This window comes from Actinomyces sp. ZJ308, from assembly GCF_011752065.1.
In the GTDB taxonomy this organism is placed as follows: Bacteria; Actinomycetota; Actinomycetes; order Actinomycetales; family Actinomycetaceae; genus Actinomyces.
On the sequence record NZ_JAAIJY010000004.1, the window covers coordinates 25,544 to 41,833 of the forward strand.

Here is a 16,290-nt window from a genome sequence, read left to right on the forward strand (position 1 = left end):
CCAGGAGCATCACTATGACCGACTTCATTCCCAACAGCGTCATCCTCTACGTGTCCGATGTTGAAACAAGCACCGCCTTCTACCGCAGAGTTCTGGGCTCAGGTCCCATTGAGACCTATCCCGGATTCAGCGTCTTCCAGCTGTCTGAGGACGTGACTCTCGGCCTGCAGGCGGCCGACGAGATCGAGCCCGCTGCCGAGCCGTACGTCGGCGGTGGCGAGCTGAGCCTGAGCGACGTCGAACACGCCGACGTCGACCGCCTTTACGTGCAGTGGAAGACGCTGGGCATTCCGATGGTTCTGGAGCCGACCGTCCTCGAGTTCGGCTACACCTTCGTGGCCACCGACCCCGATGGGCACCGCCTGCGCGTGTGCGCCACCGACACCTCGAGCTTCAGCTGACCGGAGACGTCGACTCGCCCGTCAGCGCGTACGCGACTCGATGTACCGTGCCAGCGCGCCCAGCGCCCAGTTCACGATGACGTAGGCGACCGCGATGATGACGTAGGTTTGGAAGAAGACGGACAGGCGGGCGTCGATCTTCGCCTGGCCGATCATTGTGGAGCCCCGATACATGAGCTCGGGGTAGGCGAGCACGTAGGCCAGCGTGGTTCCCTTGATAATGGTCACCATCTGGGTGATGAGGGTCGGGAGCATGAGACGCAGAGCCTGCGGCGCCAGGATGAGACGCATCGTGAGTGACCTGCTCATCCCCAGCGCCAGCGCGGCCTCGGTCTGGCCCCGGTCCAGCGCCCGGACACCGGAGCGGAAGACCTCCGCCGTCGTCGCCGAGGTGCACATGACAACGGGCAGAACCAGCTTCCAGAAGTCCGAGACCTCGACGAAACGAGGAACCACGAGCAGGAAGAAGTAGACGAGCAGCAGCATCGGCACCGCACGCATGGCGTCGATCCACAAGCCGACAAGCCACCTTATGGGCCGGTTGTCCAGCATACGGAGCCACCCCAGAACGATCCCCAGGGGAAAGGTGATGACAGCGGCAACCAGCCCCAGGGACAGGGTGTTCCCGGCGGCCTCCAGAAGCTGACTGACGACCGAGCGCCCCAGGAAGTAGCGCCACTCGGGGTAGTCGAGCTGGCCGGCGAGATCCAGACGGTAGAGGACCGCACCCGTGAGGGCCACGATTCCGATGACCGCGATGACCGACCCGACGGCGATCATCATGCGCCCCCGCGGCCCGGGCTCATCGAAGAGCAGGGCGGCGTCCGTCGCCCCGGAGTCCCTGCCCCGCTGCTTGGCGGGGCGGGAGTCCGCCATGGGCATGATGTCTGAGCTCATGCTCGCTCCTTCCCCATGTACTCGAGGCGTCTCTCAAGGAGCCCGCCGAGCTTCGTGGCGGCGAAGGCGATGGCCAGGTATGTGAGGCCGGAGGTGAGGAAGGTGATGACACCCGCAGCCTGGTCCCGGTTGATCTGCTGGGTGACGGCCGTCAGCTCGACGACGCCGATCGCCGCCGCGAGTGAGGAGCCGATGAGGCAGGCGATGAAGATGTTGACCAGGGGCTGGATCGTGCGCGCCAGGGCCTGGGGCAGGACGATGCCGCGGATGATGAGGCCGAAGGGCATGCCCAGGGCACGGGCCGCCTCGATCTGCCCCTTCGGCACCGAGTTGATTCCGCTGCGCACCGTCTCGCACACGAATCCGGATGAGGAGAAGATCAGTGCGACGATCACCGACCAGAACAGGGGGATCCTGATGCCGACGTTGGGAAGTGCCAGACCGATGAGCACCATGAGGCACAGGTTGGGGATGTTGCAGGCCACCGTCACCCACGCCGCACCCAGTGCCCGCAGTGGAGGGATGGGGCCGACCCGGAAGATGGCCATGAGCGAGCCCAGGACCAGTCCGCCCAGGTAGGACAGCATGGAGATCACCAGCGTGATGAGCAGCCCTGAACCGATATCAGCGAGATTGTCGGTGATGGCACTCATGGTCGCCTCCTTGAAAGATGTGGGTCGTCACCATGACGGCGGGTCAAGCGCGTTGGACCAACGGTGGACCAATACTGGCTGTCGCGTCGTCGACCCTGCAAAGGGACCTCATTCGGGTCGACGACGCAACGAGCCTGATGGGCAGCGACCTCGGTCAGGACTCCTGCGGAGCCTCGTCGGCGCCCTGCTCGGGTGCCGGCTCGGCACCGCCCTCAGGGGCGGGAGTCTGCTCACTACCACCGGCTCCCTCAGACCCGGCGGCACCGGCGGCCGACGAGCCGGGAACCGAGCCGATGGCCGGCGGCTGGGGGGCGTCGCCGCCGAGTGACTTGCCGATCGTCGCGTCCCAGATCCTCTTCCAGGTGCCGTCAGACTCGATCGTCTGCAGGAAGGTGTTGACGAAGGCCTGGGCTCCGGAGTCCTTGGGCAGTCCGATGCCGTAGGGGTCCTCGGCGAAGGTGTCGCCGACGATCTTGACCTTGTCATTGGACAGGACCTCGCTCTTGAGCAGGGACTGGTCCACGACGTAGGCCTTGACCTGGCCGCTCTCGACTGCGGCGACGCACTTGGCCTGGGTGTCGAAGGGCTTGGCCGTGGCGTTAGGGGCGTACTTCTTCAGGGCGGAGGCCGATGAGGAGTTGGACTGGACGGCGACGTCCCCGGTCAGGCTGTCGACGCCCGTGATGTCCTTGTTGTCGGCCTTGACCAGGATGGCCTGGCTGGAGGCGTAGTACGGGCCGGCGAAGTCGATCTTCTCGGCCCGCTCCGGGGTGATCGTGTAGGTGGCGACAACGGCGTTGACCGTGCCGTTGACCAGGACGGTCTCACGCGTGTCGGAGGTGACCTGCTGGATCTCAAGCAGGGAGCGGGCGTCCTCACCACCGATGATGTAGCGGGCCAGCGCCTGCGCGATGGCCGCGTCGAAGCCGGAGACCTTCTTGGTCCTGGAGTCCTCCCAGGAGAACACCTCGGAGGTCTTGGTCCCGCCGGTGACGAACTTGCCCGCCTTCTTGACGGCTGACGCCCAGGTGGAGGCGGCCACGACGTCGTCGGCGGCCACCGGACCGGAGTTGATGGCCTTGTCGTAGTCGGCGTCGGAGGCCGATGCCGAGGCGACGGCCTTGCCGTCGGCGCCCGTGTCGGCGCAGGCAGCCAGTACACCGGCCAGGGAGACGGCGCCCGTGGTTGCCAGGAGGCTGCGGCGGGAGAGGGTGGTCATGGTGTTCCTTTCGTTCGGACGGGGACGGGCCGTCCCAGGCACGGGGCCTGCGGTGGTCACCGCACCCGGGAGGAGGTGCGGCTCGGGACTCAGTGGCTGAGCACCTTGGAGAGGAAGTCACGGGCGCGCTCGGTGCGCGGGGAGGAGAAGAACTCGGCGGGCCTACCGGACTCGACGATCTGGCCGTCGTCCATGAAGACGACGCGGTCGGCCACGGAGCGGGCGAAGCCCATCTCGTGGGTGACGACGAGCATCGTCATGCCGGAGGCGGCCAGGTCCTTGATGACGTCGAGGACCTCGTTGATCATCTCGGGGTCCAGGGCGCTGGTGGGCTCATCGAAGAGCATGACCTTGGGGTCCATGGCCAGCGCACGGGCGATGGCGACTCGCTGCTGCTGACCTCCGGAGAGTTGGGCGGGACGCTTGCCGGCCTGATCCGCCAGCCCGACACGGGCCAGCAGCTCACGGGCGCGGGCCTCGGCCTGCCCTTGAGGAATGTTCCGCACCTTGACCGGGGCCAGGGTGATGTTGTCCAGCACCGTCCGGTGCGGGAAGAGGTTGAAGGACTGAAAGACCATTCCCACCTCGGCGCGCAGCTGTGCGAGCGCCTTGCCCTCCTGGGGCAGCGGGATCCCGTCGATCTCGATCTCGCCCTCTTGAATCGGCTCCAGGCGGTTGACCGTGCGGCACAGGGTCGACTTGCCCGAGCCCGAGGCACCGATGACGGCCACGACCTCGCCGCGGTGGATGTCGAGCGAGACGTCGTCGAGAGCCTTGAAGCGGCCGTAGTACTTGGTGACGTGGCTGATCCGTACCAGGACGTCTCCGGTCCTCCCACTTCCCTGGGGGTCCCGCGGCGTGTCCTTGACGTCGTCCTCAGCGTCATTCCTGACGTCATCAATACGGGCGGCTGGTTGATCAGGAGAGGGTGCGGATGTGGTCACGAGTACCTCGTCTCGACGTGGATATGGGAGCGATATCTGTCTCATCGACAGCAACAGCAACACATCCACATGCGCACCGTGTTCCCCCTTGCTCGCCTTGGCTCGATACTGAGAAGTTCGGGCCAGAATCTCTTGCGTCACCTGGAGTCCACTGGCTGCGCGGATAACAGGCTGTCGCAGTTCTGACCTTTCGTCAGGAAGAGTAGCACCGCCCACAACCGAGACGTCAACTGCATCTCATGGACACTCCTCTCTGGGATGATGGTCACACGCCGTATAGAGCGCCTAACCGCACAAGTCGACCGTCCGGTCGTAGTCTCATGCGCATGAGCCCCGCGAATGCAGTTGATCCGCGCCGCCGACTTCAGCCCGAGCAGCGCCGTGAGGAGCTGGTGAGAGTCGGAGTCGAGCTGTTCGCGGAAGGATCCCTCGACCGCACTCACGTCAACGAGATCATCAATCGTGCCGGCGTCTCACGCACGCTCTTCTATCACTACTTCCCCTCCAAGACCGCCTTCGCCCGAGCCATCGTGGAGCACGAGATCCTTCACCTTCACGGCCTGGTGGAGCAACAGATCGAGCCGACGCTGGAGGCGGCGATCTCCACCTTCGTGGGCTACGTGAGAGCCAGGCCCAACAGCTTCCGGGCCCTGCACACCGGGGGCCTTGACCAGGACCCGGAGATCGCGGCCGCCCTGGCCACCAGCTTCGAGCGCTACGAGCGTCTTGTCCTGATGTTCCTGGGGATCATGGAGCCCGATGAGCACGCCATGTTCGCCGCCAAGGTGTGGATCAACACGATGATCGCCCTGTGCCTGGCCTGGCTGGACCACCCGGAGATCAGCCAGGAGACCATCACGAACATGTCCGCCCAGACCTTGCGAAGCCTGGTGTCCCAAGTGTCCCAGGAACGGCAGGGAGCCGGCGAGGTCCTCGAGCGCACCACGCCACCAACCGTCTCCCACGATCTGGCGGGCAGCCACTGAGTGACGCTCTGAGTGACACTCACTGAAGCGCTGCCCGGAGCCGCTCCTCGCCCGAGTCGCGTCACAGTCCTCCTATGCCCCTAATCCACCTTACGTATATTTTTTCTGGCTTTCCAACCTCGTCGTAAGAATGGCAACTGTGGAAGAATAAACGTGCTAACCTCTCCTCCAGTTGTACATGACGTGCAATAAGAGAGCTGTTGAGGGCGTCCCTATGCCGTTGCGCCCTCACTCTCAGAAGGAGAGCTGATCATGCCTGAAGGCGCCGCTGGACACGTGGTGACTGTGCGTAGAAGTACGTCCCGGGTCCTCTTCGCCCCGGAGACGTTCAACTTCGCCGAGGTGACCCGTGCCATTGAGGTGGCCCGCCGAATGCCTTCGGACGTGGAGTGCGTCTTTGCGGGCTTCTCGCGACGCAACTCCGAGTACATCAGGGCCGCAGGCTTCGAGTTCCGCCTGCTCACCCCCTACCTCAGTGACGAGGAGGGCAGGCTGGCCCTGGCATTCGACCAGGGTCGCAGCCTGCGTCACCCCTTCACGGCTCAGATGCTCACCCAGCGGGTCACAAGCGAGCGGGTGCTGCTGCGTTGCCTGCGTCCGGATGCCGTCGTCATCGGAGTAACTCCCAGCCAGTTTATTTCGGCGCGGGCCGAGTGCGTCCCCCTGGTTTTCGTACGGCCCTTCGCCTACTCCCTGGCGCACCTGGAGGCGGCACGCAAGGTGGGCGCCACCGGCTTCCTGCCTCGCACCACCCCCGAGGAGTGCCTGATCGATGACGCGGCCTCCCACCTGCTCCATGCGGCCGGGACCCGGCTGCCTCTGTCTCGCGCCTTCCACCAGGTGGCCAGGGCCAACGGCGTCTCACTGCCCCAAGGGCTGTTCGCCGGACTGACCGCGGACCTGAACCTCATCGCCAGTACCCCTCACCTACTGCCTCGGTGGTTGGAGATGCCCGAGGGCCATCGGGTGGTGGGACCGGTATACGCCCATCTGCCCGGCGAGGTTCCCGAGATCGTTGCCGATCTGGCCGCCGGTCCTCAGCCCCTGGTGTACTTCGCCATGGGCTCGTCAGGAAACCGCGACCTCGTTCTCAGCGTGCTCAGGGGGCTGGGACAGGCCGACTGTCAGGTACTGGCGCCGGTGCGCTCCCACATCAGGGACGAGGACCTGGACACCCTGCCGCTCAATGTCCATGTCACCGACTGGATTCCGGCGCACCAGCTGGGGGACGCCGTGGACCTGGCGATCACTCACGGTGGTGAGGGCACGGTACAGACCAGCTGCGCGCAGGGGTGGCCCTTCATCGGGATCCCGTTGCAGCTCGAGCAGCGATTCAACGTCCAGCGCTGCACGGCCTTCGGCTCGGCCCGGCTCGTCTCCCAGAGCCAGGCTCGCAGGGCCGACTGGGCCGAGCTGGTCCACCAGGCCCTGGCCGACGACGTCATGCGTTCGCGCGCCCGGCACATGGCCGAGCTGATGGAGGGACTGGACGGACCGGGCCGGGCGGCTGCGGCGATCTGCGAGCTGCTCTAGCTGCTGCGCCTTTGCTGCTCGGTCCTCGTCGGTCTGTACCTCAGGCCTGTGTGCGGGCGCTGGCGTAGAGGCAGACGGTGGCTGCGGCTGCGACGTTGAGCGACTCGGCCTTGCCGTAGACGGGGATGGAGACGACGGCGTCGGCCCGGCTCAGCGCCTCGACGGGCAGTCCGTGGGCCTCGTTGCCGAAGAGCCAGGCGCTGGGGGCGACCAGGAGGGACTCGGCCTCGAAGAGGTCGAAGTCCCCGCGCCCATCAGCCGCCAGGACGGTGAGTCCGGCCTCATGGAGCGCGGCAACGGCGTCGTCGAGGGCCACGCCGGTGACGACGGGCAGGTGGAAGAGGCTGCCGGCAGTGGAGCGCACGACCTTCGGTGCCGTGGGGTCTACGCTGCCGCGCACGAGGATGACGGCGTCGGCTCCGGCGGCGTCGGCGGCTCGGATGATGGTGCCGGCGTTCCCGGGGTCCTGTGCCTGGGTGAGGACCGCGACGAGCCGGGCTCCTTCCAGGGCTGTGGCCAGAGCCTCGGAACCGGTGGCCTCCTGGGTGGCGACGACGGCGAGGACGCCCTGAGCGTCGGCGCTCATGGCGTCCATGACCTGCTCGCTGGTGACGTGGACGTACAGCCCGGCCGCGACGGCCTCCTGCCAGATCTCGTCGTGACGCTCGACGGCGGCCTCGGTGAGATAGACGTCGAGGACGCGTTCGGGAGCGTGACGGACGGCCTCGCGCACGCTCTGGGGGCCTTCGGCGAGGAAGCGGCGGTGCTTGGTCCGGGCGTTGCGGCGGGCCAGCCCGGCCACACGTGAGATGCGGGCCGAGCCGGGGTTGGTGAGTACCTCGTGGCCGGCCGCCGGCCCCTCACCGACGGTGCGGCGCCGTGGACCGCGAGTCGCGGGGCGGTCAGCGGAGTCGTCGAGAAGCTCGTCAGGATCGGCGGAGGAGGTAGGACTCATGCGGTCAGCCTACGTGAGCGATCGGCAAGAACACCGAATCCTCGCCACGAACCGCTTCAGGGTCTGTGGCGAGGATTCGGTGACGGTACGTCAGAGGGCCGGTGCCCGGCTGACTCAGGCCTTGGGGGCGTTGACATCCTCGGGAAGGGCCTTTCGGGCGACCTCCACGAGGGCCTTGAAGCCCTCGGGCTCGTTGACGGCCAGCTCGGCGAGCATGCGGCGGTCGATCTCCACGCCGGCCAGGCCAAGCCCCTGGATGAAGCGGTTGTAGGTCAGGCCCTCGGCGCGGGCGGCGGCGTTGATGCGCTGGATCCACAGGCGACGGAAGTCGCCCTTGCGGGCGCGACGGTCGCGGAAGGCGTAGACGCCGGAGTGGGTGACCTGCTCCTTGGCCTTGCGGTAGAGGCGCGAGCGCTGGCCGCGGTAGCCCGAGGCCTTCTCGAGAACGGAACGACGCTTCTTCTGGGCGTTAACAGCCCGCTTCACACGTGCCATGGTGAGACTCCTTGGTGGGTTGGGCGGTCAGCGACCGAGCAGCTTCTTGACCTGGCGGACATCGGCCGGGGCGACCGGCTGGTCCTGGGACAGCTTGCGCTTGCGGCGGGAGGACTTGACCTCCAGCAGGTGGCGCTTGTTGGCCTGCTCGCGCATGAGCTTGCCGCTGCCGGTGACCCGGAAGCGCTTCTTGGCACCGGAGTGCGTCTTGTTCTTCGGCATGGGTAATTTCCTCTTCTCGGTCCCTGGAAGACGGGTAGTCGCCGGGACTGCGGACCCCGCTCACGGTGGCGAGGGGGTGGGTCGTTGGTGTCAGGTGAGTGTCGGGAGCGCCGTGAGGGCGCTCTCAGGCGTTCTCGCCGGCAGGCTCCTCGCTCACAGAGGCCTTGGCGCCCTTGGGCGCACGGCCCGCGTGCTTCTCGGCACGGCGGGCGGCTCTCGCCTCCTCGCGACGGCGGCGCTGATCGGACTTGACCTCGGCCTTCTTGCGGACCGGGGCCAGGACCATGACCATGTTGCGGCCGTCCTGGCGGGGGTGGGACTCGATGGTGCCCAGCTCGGCCATCTCCTCGGCCAGGCCCTGGAGGAGCCTGATCCCGAGCTCGGGCCGGGACTGCTCCCGGCCACGGAAGCGGACGATGCACTTGACCTTGTCCCCGCCCTTGAGGAATCGCTCGACGTGACCGCGCTTGGTGGCGTAGTCGTGCTCATCGATCTTAGGGCGGAACTGGATCTCCTTGAGCTGGGTGTTTGCCTGGTTGCGTCGCGCGTCGCGCGCCTTCATGGCCGACTCGTACTTGAACTTGCCGTAGTCCATGAGCTTGCACACCGGAGGGCGAGCGTCGGGGGCCACCTCGACCAGGTCGAGATCGGCCTCCTCAGCCAGACGCAGGGCGTCCTCCACACGGACGACGCCGACCTGCTCGCCGCTGGGGCCGACGAGACGCACTTCGGGAACGCGGATCCGTTCGTTGATACGGGGCTCGCTGATGTCGGTTCCTCACTCTGAGTCACGGATGGTTGCGGAACGAGGAAAGGCCCCCGTCCCTGCCGCGCAGGACGGAGGCCTCGTGACGAGCGCGATCGTCCCCCGGCCGTGGCCGAGAGGTGACCGCGAAGGGCTCACTGCCCTTGCATGAACCCGATTCCCGAAAGGAACCCAGGTGGGATCGCTCCGCTTGCGCACCGGGGCGAACCCCGGTTGGTCAATGAGGAATGCTACCAGTACGTCAGGACGATTCCCAGGCGCCTCCACCACTCTCGACGTGAGTCCTCCCACGTACGGGGCGGGCCGGGACGTCAGAACGCCCAACGGTTCGTTCGTAGCCCCCACAGGATGACGACGGCGCTGGCGGCGGCCTGGATGCCGAGCACCGTCGTCGTCGGGACCGAGACGGCGCCGGCAACGAGTGCGGTGGCCAGTGCACCCACGAGCGCGGCGTCGGGCCCTGCCGTGAGCATCTGCACCAGTCCGGGCGGCAGGGAGCCCATGGGTGAGGTGACGAGTCCGGCGGCGAAGTCGGGCATCGTCCGGTACCCGGAGCGCAGCGCCGCCCCGGCCCAGGCCCAGCCACTCAGGAGAGCCATCGCGACCACGACCCCGAGATCCCTCCAAGCGGCCTCGGCGCCGAGGGACGCCATGGCGGGCACCAGGCTCAGCAGGGACCACATGCTCATCAAGGCGGCCGGAGTGAGCAGGTGTCCCACCCGGACCACCCATGGCGGCGCCGGCCAGGAGGCGTCAGGACCGCCGTCGAACCAGGCCTGACGAGCCGGTTCGGCAACGGCCAGGGTCGCGATCCAACCGCCGCCGAGGTAGGCCAACGCACGCATGGGACTGCTGACGGACTCGGACAGGAGGGGAAGTGCCGCGACGGCCAGTCCCGCCCCCAGCTGAAGCAGCCGCCGGGGCTGACGGCGCAGCAGGAGCCAGTCCGCCTGAGCCACGCAGGCCATCACCCCCACGGGCCGGGGCAGCCTGCTGGCGAGGCGGGCCCACCGCAGTGGGGCGGGGCCGACGGGCCGCACCGACGGCGGGGAGAGCAGGCGTCCCATGGCACGGGTGTCCAGGGACAGCAGGGAGACGTGGGCGCCGAAGGACCGGGCGACGACGTCGAGCAGAGCGGCGTCATGCACCTGCCCCAGGCCGGCTCGTGCCCGCCTCCAGCCAAGCACCGCGGCGCCGACCAGCGCCCCGGCCACGGTCGCGACCACCATGTGCCCGTGGGCCGAGTGGGGGAAGGGAAGGAACGTTCCCACCAGGCACACCGCCACCCCGATTAGGATCACGAACCGGCGCAAACGCGCGATGCCGTGGCCCTGAACCTGCGCCTTGATGAGCTCGGAGAGCACCAGGGACAGCCCGGCTGCCAGCAGGGCCGGCCACGCCGTGACGGCGACCCACCCGCCTCCGGCCACGAGCGCCGGGAGCAGGCCCATCACCGCGCCCGCAGTGGCTGCGATGAGGTACTCGACGCGAGCCACCGGCACCAGGAGAGCGCTCCGGTCGCCGGGCATCGGCAGCCACCAGGCGGCCTCGTGGGGGCGCAGGAACAGCGGTCCGAGCCGACTGAGCGGACCGAGCCCAAGCGCCAGGAGCAGCATTGTCAGGACCAGCACCAGCCACCCCGGTTCAAGGCCCAGAGCTCCGAGACCGGCCGGCACCCCACCGGCGGCCGGCGAGGAGGGCGGCGCGTCGACCAGCTGGCGCAGGTAGGGCGCCAGGATCGTTCCAACGACGGCCACCGTCAGGAGCCCGGTGTAGATGTCGCCCACGAGGGCCCACACGCCGCGGCGGTGCCTGCGGGTGCGTCGGGCGGTCCATCGCCGCAGGTCGGCTCCATCGGGGAGGGGCGCCGCCTCCGGCTCGGTCGAGTCAGTCCGCGCCCCCGAGGAGTCCGCCGGCGTCACTGGAGCCCCTGCTCAATGGCACGAACACCATCGGCCACGCTCAGCATGCGGGTGTCGCGTCCCACGAGGAGCACCTGGGTGGCCGCCTCCTCCACGATCTCCGGGTCGTGGGAGACCATGAGCACTCCCCCGCCGGAGTCCCGCTCCTCGATGAGCCGGTCGGCCAGGAGCAGCCGGGTCACCCGGTCCAGCCGTTGCTCGGGCTCGTCGAGGACCAGGAGCCTGCGCGGGCGAGCCAGGACCGACGCCAGTGCGAGACGGCGTCGCTGCCCTGAGGAGAGCTCCTCGGGCAGGTGCCCCGCGAGCCTGGTCAGCTCCAGGTCCTCCAACAGGTCGCCTACCACCTCATCGGCTTCGGCGACACCGTGACCGAAGCACACCAGCCGCAGGTGCTCGGCCACGGTCAACGTGGGGAAGAAGGACTCCTGCCCCAGGTCGGTGGCGAGCGCGGCGCGCTGGGGGCCCGAGCGGGGGTCCGGAACGTGCCCGAGCACCCGCACCTCTCCCTCCAACGGGTGCAGCAGCCCGCAGCAGGTGCGCAGCATCGTCGACTTCCCGGCCCCGTTGACCCCGACCAGTGCCAGGACCTGGCCGGCACGCAGGTCGAAGGTCGCCGGAGCACAGACCGGCTCGTCTCCGTACCCGACGCTGAGGTCACGGGCGCTCACCAAGGGCTCAGAGCCCACTGCGGGGCTCGGGTCCCCGTCGGCACCGGCCTCCTGAGCGACGGTGGTGTTCACCACGTGGTCGGTAGAAGTGCGCAGGTTGCCAAGCACTGGCGCGCCGCTCGGCCGACGTTGAGAGGCAGTCATCGACATAGTGGTCATCGGCACTATTCCAACACACGTTTTTTTCGGTGGCCTGGTCAAATCAGATGCCTTACGCTCCGAACCCATGGAATGGAACAGTGTTAGGACCTCGGACCCGCACGGCGAGGCCGACGGCGACTCCTCCCCCTCCCGTCAGGCGGGAACTGACTGGAGCACCACGAGGGACCCAGGTCCCGGACGGGTGATGGTCTCGACGCGGGACCTCGCCCAGGTCCGTGCGATCGCCGAGGCTGCCGCCCGGATCGCACAGAACGACGGACGTGACCAGGACGCCCAGACCCTGCGCGACGTCGTCACCCGCTTCGACCAGGTGGCCGGTCCGTTGGGGGACCACTACGGTCAGGTCGAGCAGTGGAGCACCACGATTCTGGGACGTCCCTGACCTCACCCGGGCACCGCAGCCGGCCGGAACGCCGGTTCAGGCCGGCAGCGGGCACAGCTCCACGGTGTCGATGAGGTCGCCCCAGGCCGGATTGACCATGACGTGCTGACATCCCTCCAGGCTCCGGGCCACGCCGGCCCGACCGTCTGCGGCGTCGATGCGGATGAAGACTCGCAGCTCGGCGCCCTCGCCGGGCCCGAAGGCCACGCCGGTGACTCCGTCGACCTCCTCGAGCTGGGCGCGCACCTCGGCCTGAACCGGCTCATTGCGCCACGACGGCACCCACTCCTCTCCCCCGGCCAGGGCCACAACGGCCGGGCGCGGCAGGCGCAGGTCCCGGGTGCCGGGGTCGAGCACCCACAGCTGGTCAGTGGACAGGCAGGCCACCTGAGCCGCCCGCTCGGGTGAGACCGGCACGGGGCGTACATCGCTGCGCCACCGGCTCATCGCCTCAGCACTGGTGAACACCGGCAGGGCGATGTGCCCGTCGGGCAGGCTCACCGCAAGGGTCGCCGCGTCCTGGCAGGCGTCGGCGGTGTGCACCTCATGGGTCGGTACCTCGGGAGAGCCTCCTCGGGACAGGCTCACGGCCTGCGGTCCACTCGGCTCAGGCCGACCAGGATGGGCGTGAGCGGCCACCGGGACGATCAGCCTGCCGTCCACGAGCGCCGCCCACAGCCGATCGAGGTACTCGTGACGAGGCACGTCGGAGGCCTCCAGCGCACTACTCACCTCCGGGCGGACCGCCCCGTCGTCGTGAGCGAAGGGCGAGGGCGCGGCGAGAAGACGCTCCAGCTTGGCCCGGGCCGCCATGGCTGCCGCCACCTGGGGCGCCTCCGGATCGGACCCGCGCACATCACCGGGCTGAAGTCCTGGGGCCTGACCCGGGGCCTGTTGAGAAGACCTGCTCATAACCCTCACCGTAGCGCGTCCGGGGGCAGGGGTATTACTCCCCAGTGTGTTCCGGACCAATCGCGCACCTTGGAGGAACCGGCTCGATAACCTGTTGCGGTGGCATCGCTCTACTCATTGAAGTACTGGTACACCCGCCGGTTGGGGATCATCATCCAGGCCTCGGTGCGCCGTGGCATCTCACCCGACGTGTGGACCGCCGTGGGCGTCATCGCCGCTGCACTGGGTTGCGGGGCACTTGTCATGGGGTGGTGGCCCCTGGCCTTCATCCTGCTGGCCGCCCGGCTCGGCGGCGCGAACCTGGATGGCGCCGTTGCGCGGGCACGCGGGGTATCACGCCCCTTCGGCTTCGTTCTCAACGAGGTCGGGGACCGGGTCTCCGACCTCCTCATCATGGCCGGCCTGGTGGGGCTGGCCCTGCGCACGGGCTCACCCGCCTCCACGGTCCACCTGACCCTCATCGCGCTGGCGGCGGCAACGCTGCCGACCTTCGTCTCCCTGGCTGCTGCAGGTGCGGGCGCCGCCAGGCTCAACGGCGGACCGTTCGGAAAGACCGAGCGGTGTCTGGCGGCGGTCGTGGCGGCGGCGCTCCCCCAGTACCTGGCGATCGTCGCCTGGGTCGTCATCGTGGGCTCCGTGCTGACGGCCTGCCTCCGGCTGGCGCGCACCGCCACCGCCCTCGCCGGACGCACCGGCCCTGCCATGGCCGACACCATGGCCCCACCACCACCGCAGGACATCAGCAGTATCGGGCGCAGCCCCCGTCAGGCCGGCTCCGACGCGGGAGCCGAGCCGTGAGTACCTGGGTCAGCACCTGGGCCGGCACCAGGGCCTCCGGCGGCGGGGTGATCGAATGGCTCGTGGGAGGCAGCCGCTCGTGGACCGTGACCGTTCCCGGAGTGGGGTGGGTCCTCACCGGCCGGGCCGTGTTCCTTGCGGCAACGGCCATGACCATCCTGCTTCTGGCCGGCATCGGCGTGGCCCTGTCCCGTAAGACGGAGCTGCGCCGCCGCTGGACCACATGGGCCGTCATCATCCCGGCGGTCGGCATCCCGATCTGGATCGGTCGGGGCACGACGGCGCTGCTCGCCGCCGCCCTCGGGCTCCAGGCGGTTCGCGAGCTCTCCCGGCTCACCCGGCTGCCGAGGGTGGAGACCACCATGCTGGCGATGATGGCGGTGGGCTATCCGCTGGCCGCCTGGTTGCGCCCGGGTCTCATGGCGATCGCCCCGCTCATGGTGCTCGTGTGCGCCGTGCCCGCGGTCCTGGCCGGCGACGCCGAGCACGGCCTGAGGCGGGCGACGGTCGCGGGCTTCTCCTCGATATGGATCCCCTGGTCCCTGGCGCACCTGGTGATCCTGTGGCACGACGCCTTTCTCATCGCCTTCGCGGCCGCGGCCGCCGACGTGGCCGCGTGGGCCGGCGGCACCTTCCTGCGCTCGATGGCCTGGGCACGCCGACCGCTGTCCCCCCTGTCCCCCAACAAGACGATCGGCGGACTGGTGGGCGCCGTCGTCGGAGCCGCACTCATCCTCACCCTGCTGGGCCGCATCACTCCTGGGCTGGTGCTCGCCGTCGGACTGGGCGGGGTGCTGGGCGACCTTCTGGAGTCCCTTGTCAAGCGCACCGCCGGGGTCAAGGACGCCGGCGCCTGGCTTCCCGGTTTCGGAGGGCTCCTGGACCGAGTCGACTCCCTGCTCCTGGTTCTGCCGCTGGCCGCTGTCCTCGGGTGAGCGCACACGGTCCCCTGAGATGCTCCTGCTGCACCCACCGCCTCCTCGTCCTGCTCCGTCCCGCACCGTCGCCGCACCAAGACCCTCGGTTCGTCCTTCATCGCCCGCACTCCTCCGGAAAGGCCGTTGACATGCCACGTCAGATCTCCCAGATACCAGGTCCCGCCGAAATCGCCTCAGCCGGGCGTCGCCTGCGATCCATCGTGCAAACGCCCCAGAAGGTCACCTGGAGGGCGGTTCTGCGTCAGCGCTTCTGGTCGGCCATCATCGCTCCGTTCGGGGGTGTGCGGGTCGAGGGCGAGTTCGAGGCCGACGGTCCCTACGTCGTCGTCGCCAACCACGGCTCCCACGCGGACACGATCGCCATGATGAGCGCCTCGCCGACCCTCATGCGGGTGGTCACGGTCGCCGCCCAGGACTACTGGTTCTCCAGCCGTTCACGTCGTCTCGTGGCCAGGGGCCTGCTGGGGGCCTACCCGGTGCGGCGCGACGGCGAGGGTGCCTACGAGGAGCTGCGAGGAAGCCTGGCCAACCGGGTGGCGGAGTCCATGAGCATCCTCATCTTCCCCGAGGGCACCCGTTCCACGGATGGGCAGATGGGCCGGTTCCACTCGGGGGCCGCCCGGCTCGCACGTGATTTCGGCATCCCCGTGCTTCCGGTTGCGCTGGTGGGAACGCGCGAGATGATGCCGAAGAAGAGTGGTCTGCCCCACTACTCCCCCGTCGAGGTCCGGGTGGGGGAACCGATCGCTCCCGGTGACGATGTGGAGGGCGTCAGCGACCAGGCCCGGGCGCAGATCGTGGAGATGCTCAAGCGCCCGCGCAGACCCGAGCCGGTCTCGGACGTCTTCACCGTGCTGCGCACCGCGATGGACGGTCCCAGAGGAGACGCCGTGATGTTCATCTGGGGTATGGCCGAGGCCGTCTCCTTCCCGATCATGGCGGAGATGAGCCAGGTGTGGCTGGGACTGACCCACCCTGAGCGGATGTGGCGCCGCGCGGCGATGGTCGTGGCTGGATCGGTCACCGGGGTGGCGGTCACCCACCTGCTCACCCGGGCCGGACACCGCCCGCCCGCACCGTGGACCACGCCGGCGATGAGGGCGGCCACCTCCCGCTACCTGAGCCGAGGTCCCTCCGGCTACTGGAAGCAGGCACTCACCGGGATCCCGGTCAAGCTCTTCGCCGCCGAGTCCGGGCGCCGGGACCTGCCTCTGCCCGCGGTCGTCATCCACGCGGCCGGAGAACGGGCCGCTCGCATGGCGGCCTCCACCGCCGTTGTCAGGACGCTGGGAAAGCCTCTCGGGCCGATCACCCGTCAGCACTACGGCCCCTACCTGGCGGCCACCGGCGTCGTCTTCGCCACCGCACTGCGCGGCATCGTCAAGCACTGGCAGCGGCCTGAGCATCCTGGGCGGTAGGGTGCGCGCGACCGGGGCG

18 protein-coding genes are annotated in these 16,290 nt (G+C 68.7%); 7 read left to right on the forward strand and 11 right to left on the reverse strand.

The window, feature by feature from the left end:
• The first annotated feature begins 14 nt into the window (after positions 1-14).
• Positions 15-401, forward strand: coding sequence for a VOC family protein (locus HCR68_RS03010; protein ID WP_167146064.1), 387 nt, complete (start codon positions 15-17; stop codon positions 399-401).
• Positions 402-422: 21 nt separating this feature from the next.
• Here HCR68_RS03010 and HCR68_RS03015 read toward each other — a convergent pair whose 3' ends face one another.
• The 4 genes from HCR68_RS03015 to HCR68_RS03030 all read right to left on the reverse strand — a co-directional run bounded on the left by HCR68_RS03015 (position 423) and on the right by HCR68_RS03030 (position 4,114).
• Positions 423-1,298, reverse strand: coding sequence for an amino acid ABC transporter permease (locus tag HCR68_RS03015; RefSeq protein WP_167146066.1), 876 nt, complete (start codon positions 1,296-1,298; stop codon positions 423-425).
• Positions 1,295-1,951, reverse strand: coding sequence for an amino acid ABC transporter permease (locus tag HCR68_RS03020; RefSeq protein ID WP_167146068.1), 657 nt, complete (start codon positions 1,949-1,951; stop codon positions 1,295-1,297). Before HCR68_RS03020 ends, HCR68_RS03015 begins: the two co-directional genes overlap by 4 nt.
• A 154-nt stretch (positions 1,952-2,105) precedes the next feature.
• A complete protein-coding gene (locus HCR68_RS03025; protein WP_167146070.1) occupies positions 2,106-3,170 on the reverse strand; it encodes a glutamate ABC transporter substrate-binding protein in 1,065 nt (354 codons plus the stop codon).
• 89 nt (positions 3,171-3,259) lie between these two features.
• Positions 3,260-4,114: an amino acid ABC transporter ATP-binding protein gene (locus tag HCR68_RS03030; protein WP_279586960.1), complete on the reverse strand. Its 855-nt coding sequence runs from the start codon at positions 4,112-4,114 to the stop codon at positions 3,260-3,262.
• A 326-nt stretch (positions 4,115-4,440) separates the two neighbouring features.
• Between HCR68_RS03030 and HCR68_RS03035 the strand changes: the two genes are divergently transcribed.
• Complete coding sequence (locus HCR68_RS03035; RefSeq protein ID WP_243858900.1) at positions 4,441-5,100, forward strand: TetR/AcrR family transcriptional regulator; 660 nt, start codon at positions 4,441-4,443, stop codon at positions 5,098-5,100.
• Between the two features lie 252 nt (positions 5,101-5,352).
• The gene (locus HCR68_RS03040; RefSeq protein ID WP_167146072.1) at positions 5,353-6,633 is read left to right on the forward strand and encodes a nucleotide disphospho-sugar-binding domain-containing protein; all 1,281 of its coding nucleotides are present in this window, start codon (positions 5,353-5,355) and stop codon (positions 6,631-6,633) included.
• Between the two features lie 40 nt (positions 6,634-6,673).
• Here HCR68_RS03040 and HCR68_RS03045 read toward each other — a convergent pair whose 3' ends face one another.
• The 6 genes from HCR68_RS03045 to HCR68_RS03070 form a co-directional block, all read right to left on the reverse strand.
• Positions 6,674-7,588 (reverse strand): RNA methyltransferase, encoded by a 915-nt coding sequence (locus tag HCR68_RS03045; protein ID WP_167146073.1) that lies wholly within the window; start codon positions 7,586-7,588, stop codon positions 6,674-6,676.
• Between the two features lie 114 nt (positions 7,589-7,702).
• On the reverse strand, positions 7,703-8,083 hold the full coding sequence (gene rplT / locus HCR68_RS03050; RefSeq protein WP_003780489.1) for a 50S ribosomal protein L20: 381 nt from the start codon (positions 8,081-8,083) through the stop codon (positions 7,703-7,705).
• A gap of 27 nt (positions 8,084-8,110) precedes the next feature.
• Positions 8,111-8,305 carry a 50S ribosomal protein L35 gene (gene rpmI / locus HCR68_RS03055; RefSeq protein WP_003780493.1) on the reverse strand — a complete coding sequence of 65 codons (195 nt, stop codon included), beginning with the start codon at positions 8,303-8,305 and terminating at the stop codon, positions 8,111-8,113.
• A gap of 124 nt (positions 8,306-8,429) precedes the next feature.
• Positions 8,430-9,032: a translation initiation factor IF-3 gene (infC, locus tag HCR68_RS03060; RefSeq protein ID WP_243858901.1), complete on the reverse strand. Its 603-nt coding sequence runs from the start codon at positions 9,030-9,032 to the stop codon at positions 8,430-8,432.
• Positions 9,033-9,382: 350 nt separating this feature from the next.
• The gene (locus HCR68_RS03065) at positions 9,383-10,993 is read right to left on the reverse strand and encodes a DUF6297 family protein (protein ID WP_167146075.1); all 1,611 of its coding nucleotides are present in this window, start codon (positions 10,991-10,993) and stop codon (positions 9,383-9,385) included.
• Positions 10,990-11,733: an ABC transporter ATP-binding protein gene (locus HCR68_RS03070; RefSeq protein WP_243858902.1), complete on the reverse strand. Its 744-nt coding sequence runs from the start codon at positions 11,731-11,733 to the stop codon at positions 10,990-10,992. Before HCR68_RS03070 ends, HCR68_RS03065 begins: the two co-directional genes overlap by 4 nt.
• Positions 11,734-12,004: 271 nt before the next feature.
• Here HCR68_RS03070 and HCR68_RS14130 point away from each other — a divergent pair, with 271 nt between their 5' ends.
• The gene (locus tag HCR68_RS14130) at positions 12,005-12,205 is read left to right on the forward strand and encodes a hypothetical protein (RefSeq protein WP_243858903.1); all 201 of its coding nucleotides are present in this window, start codon (positions 12,005-12,007) and stop codon (positions 12,203-12,205) included.
• A 36-nt stretch (positions 12,206-12,241) separates the two neighbouring features.
• Here HCR68_RS14130 and HCR68_RS03080 read toward each other — a convergent pair whose 3' ends face one another.
• The gene (locus HCR68_RS03080; protein ID WP_208320495.1) at positions 12,242-13,018 is read right to left on the reverse strand and encodes an SseB family protein; all 777 of its coding nucleotides are present in this window, start codon (positions 13,016-13,018) and stop codon (positions 12,242-12,244) included.
• Between the two features lie 198 nt (positions 13,019-13,216).
• Between HCR68_RS03080 and HCR68_RS03085 the strand changes: the two genes are divergently transcribed.
• The 3 genes from HCR68_RS03085 (at position 13,217) to HCR68_RS03095 (ending at position 16,271) form a co-directional block, all read left to right on the forward strand.
• A complete protein-coding gene (locus HCR68_RS03085) occupies positions 13,217-13,915 on the forward strand; it encodes a CDP-alcohol phosphatidyltransferase family protein (RefSeq protein WP_167146079.1) in 699 nt (232 codons plus the stop codon).
• Positions 13,912-14,850 carry a phosphatidate cytidylyltransferase gene (locus tag HCR68_RS03090; RefSeq protein ID WP_167146081.1) on the forward strand — a complete coding sequence of 313 codons (939 nt, stop codon included), beginning with the start codon at positions 13,912-13,914 and terminating at the stop codon, positions 14,848-14,850. The genes HCR68_RS03085 and HCR68_RS03090 overlap by 4 nt, the downstream gene beginning before the upstream one ends.
• Before the next feature lie 131 nt (positions 14,851-14,981).
• Positions 14,982-16,271, forward strand: coding sequence for a lysophospholipid acyltransferase family protein (locus HCR68_RS03095; protein WP_167146083.1), 1,290 nt, complete (start codon positions 14,982-14,984; stop codon positions 16,269-16,271).
• Positions 16,272-16,290 lie beyond the last annotated feature (19 nt).

What these genes read in the sequence shown, in the direction of transcription:
- HCR68_RS03010 (WP_167146064.1), top strand. Translation starts at nt 15, where the DNA reads ATGACCGACTTCATTCCCAACAGCGTCATCCTCTACGTGTCCGATGTT.
- HCR68_RS03015 (WP_167146066.1), bottom strand. Translation starts at nt 1,298, where the DNA reads ATGAGCTCAGACATCATGCCCATGGCGGACTCCCGCCCCGCCAAGCAG.
- HCR68_RS03020 (WP_167146068.1), bottom strand. Translation starts at nt 1,951, where the DNA reads ATGAGTGCCATCACCGACAATCTCGCTGATATCGGTTCAGGGCTGCTC.
- HCR68_RS03025 (WP_167146070.1), bottom strand. Translation starts at nt 3,170, where the DNA reads ATGACCACCCTCTCCCGCCGCAGCCTCCTGGCAACCACGGGCGCCGTC.
- HCR68_RS03035 (WP_243858900.1), top strand. Translation starts at nt 4,441, where the DNA reads ATGAGCCCCGCGAATGCAGTTGATCCGCGCCGCCGACTTCAGCCCGAG.
- HCR68_RS03040 (WP_167146072.1), top strand. Translation starts at nt 5,353, where the DNA reads ATGCCTGAAGGCGCCGCTGGACACGTGGTGACTGTGCGTAGAAGTACG.
- HCR68_RS03045 (WP_167146073.1), bottom strand. Translation starts at nt 7,588, where the DNA reads ATGAGTCCTACCTCCTCCGCCGATCCTGACGAGCTTCTCGACGACTCC.
- rplT (WP_003780489.1), bottom strand. Translation starts at nt 8,083, where the DNA reads ATGGCACGTGTGAAGCGGGCTGTTAACGCCCAGAAGAAGCGTCGTTCC.
- rpmI (WP_003780493.1), bottom strand. Translation starts at nt 8,305, where the DNA reads ATGCCGAAGAACAAGACGCACTCCGGTGCCAAGAAGCGCTTCCGGGTC.
- HCR68_RS03080 (WP_208320495.1), bottom strand. Translation starts at nt 13,018, where the DNA reads ATGGCGGCCCGGGCCAAGCTGGAGCGTCTTCTCGCCGCGCCCTCGCCC.
- HCR68_RS03095 (WP_167146083.1), top strand. Translation starts at nt 14,982, where the DNA reads ATGCCACGTCAGATCTCCCAGATACCAGGTCCCGCCGAAATCGCCTCA.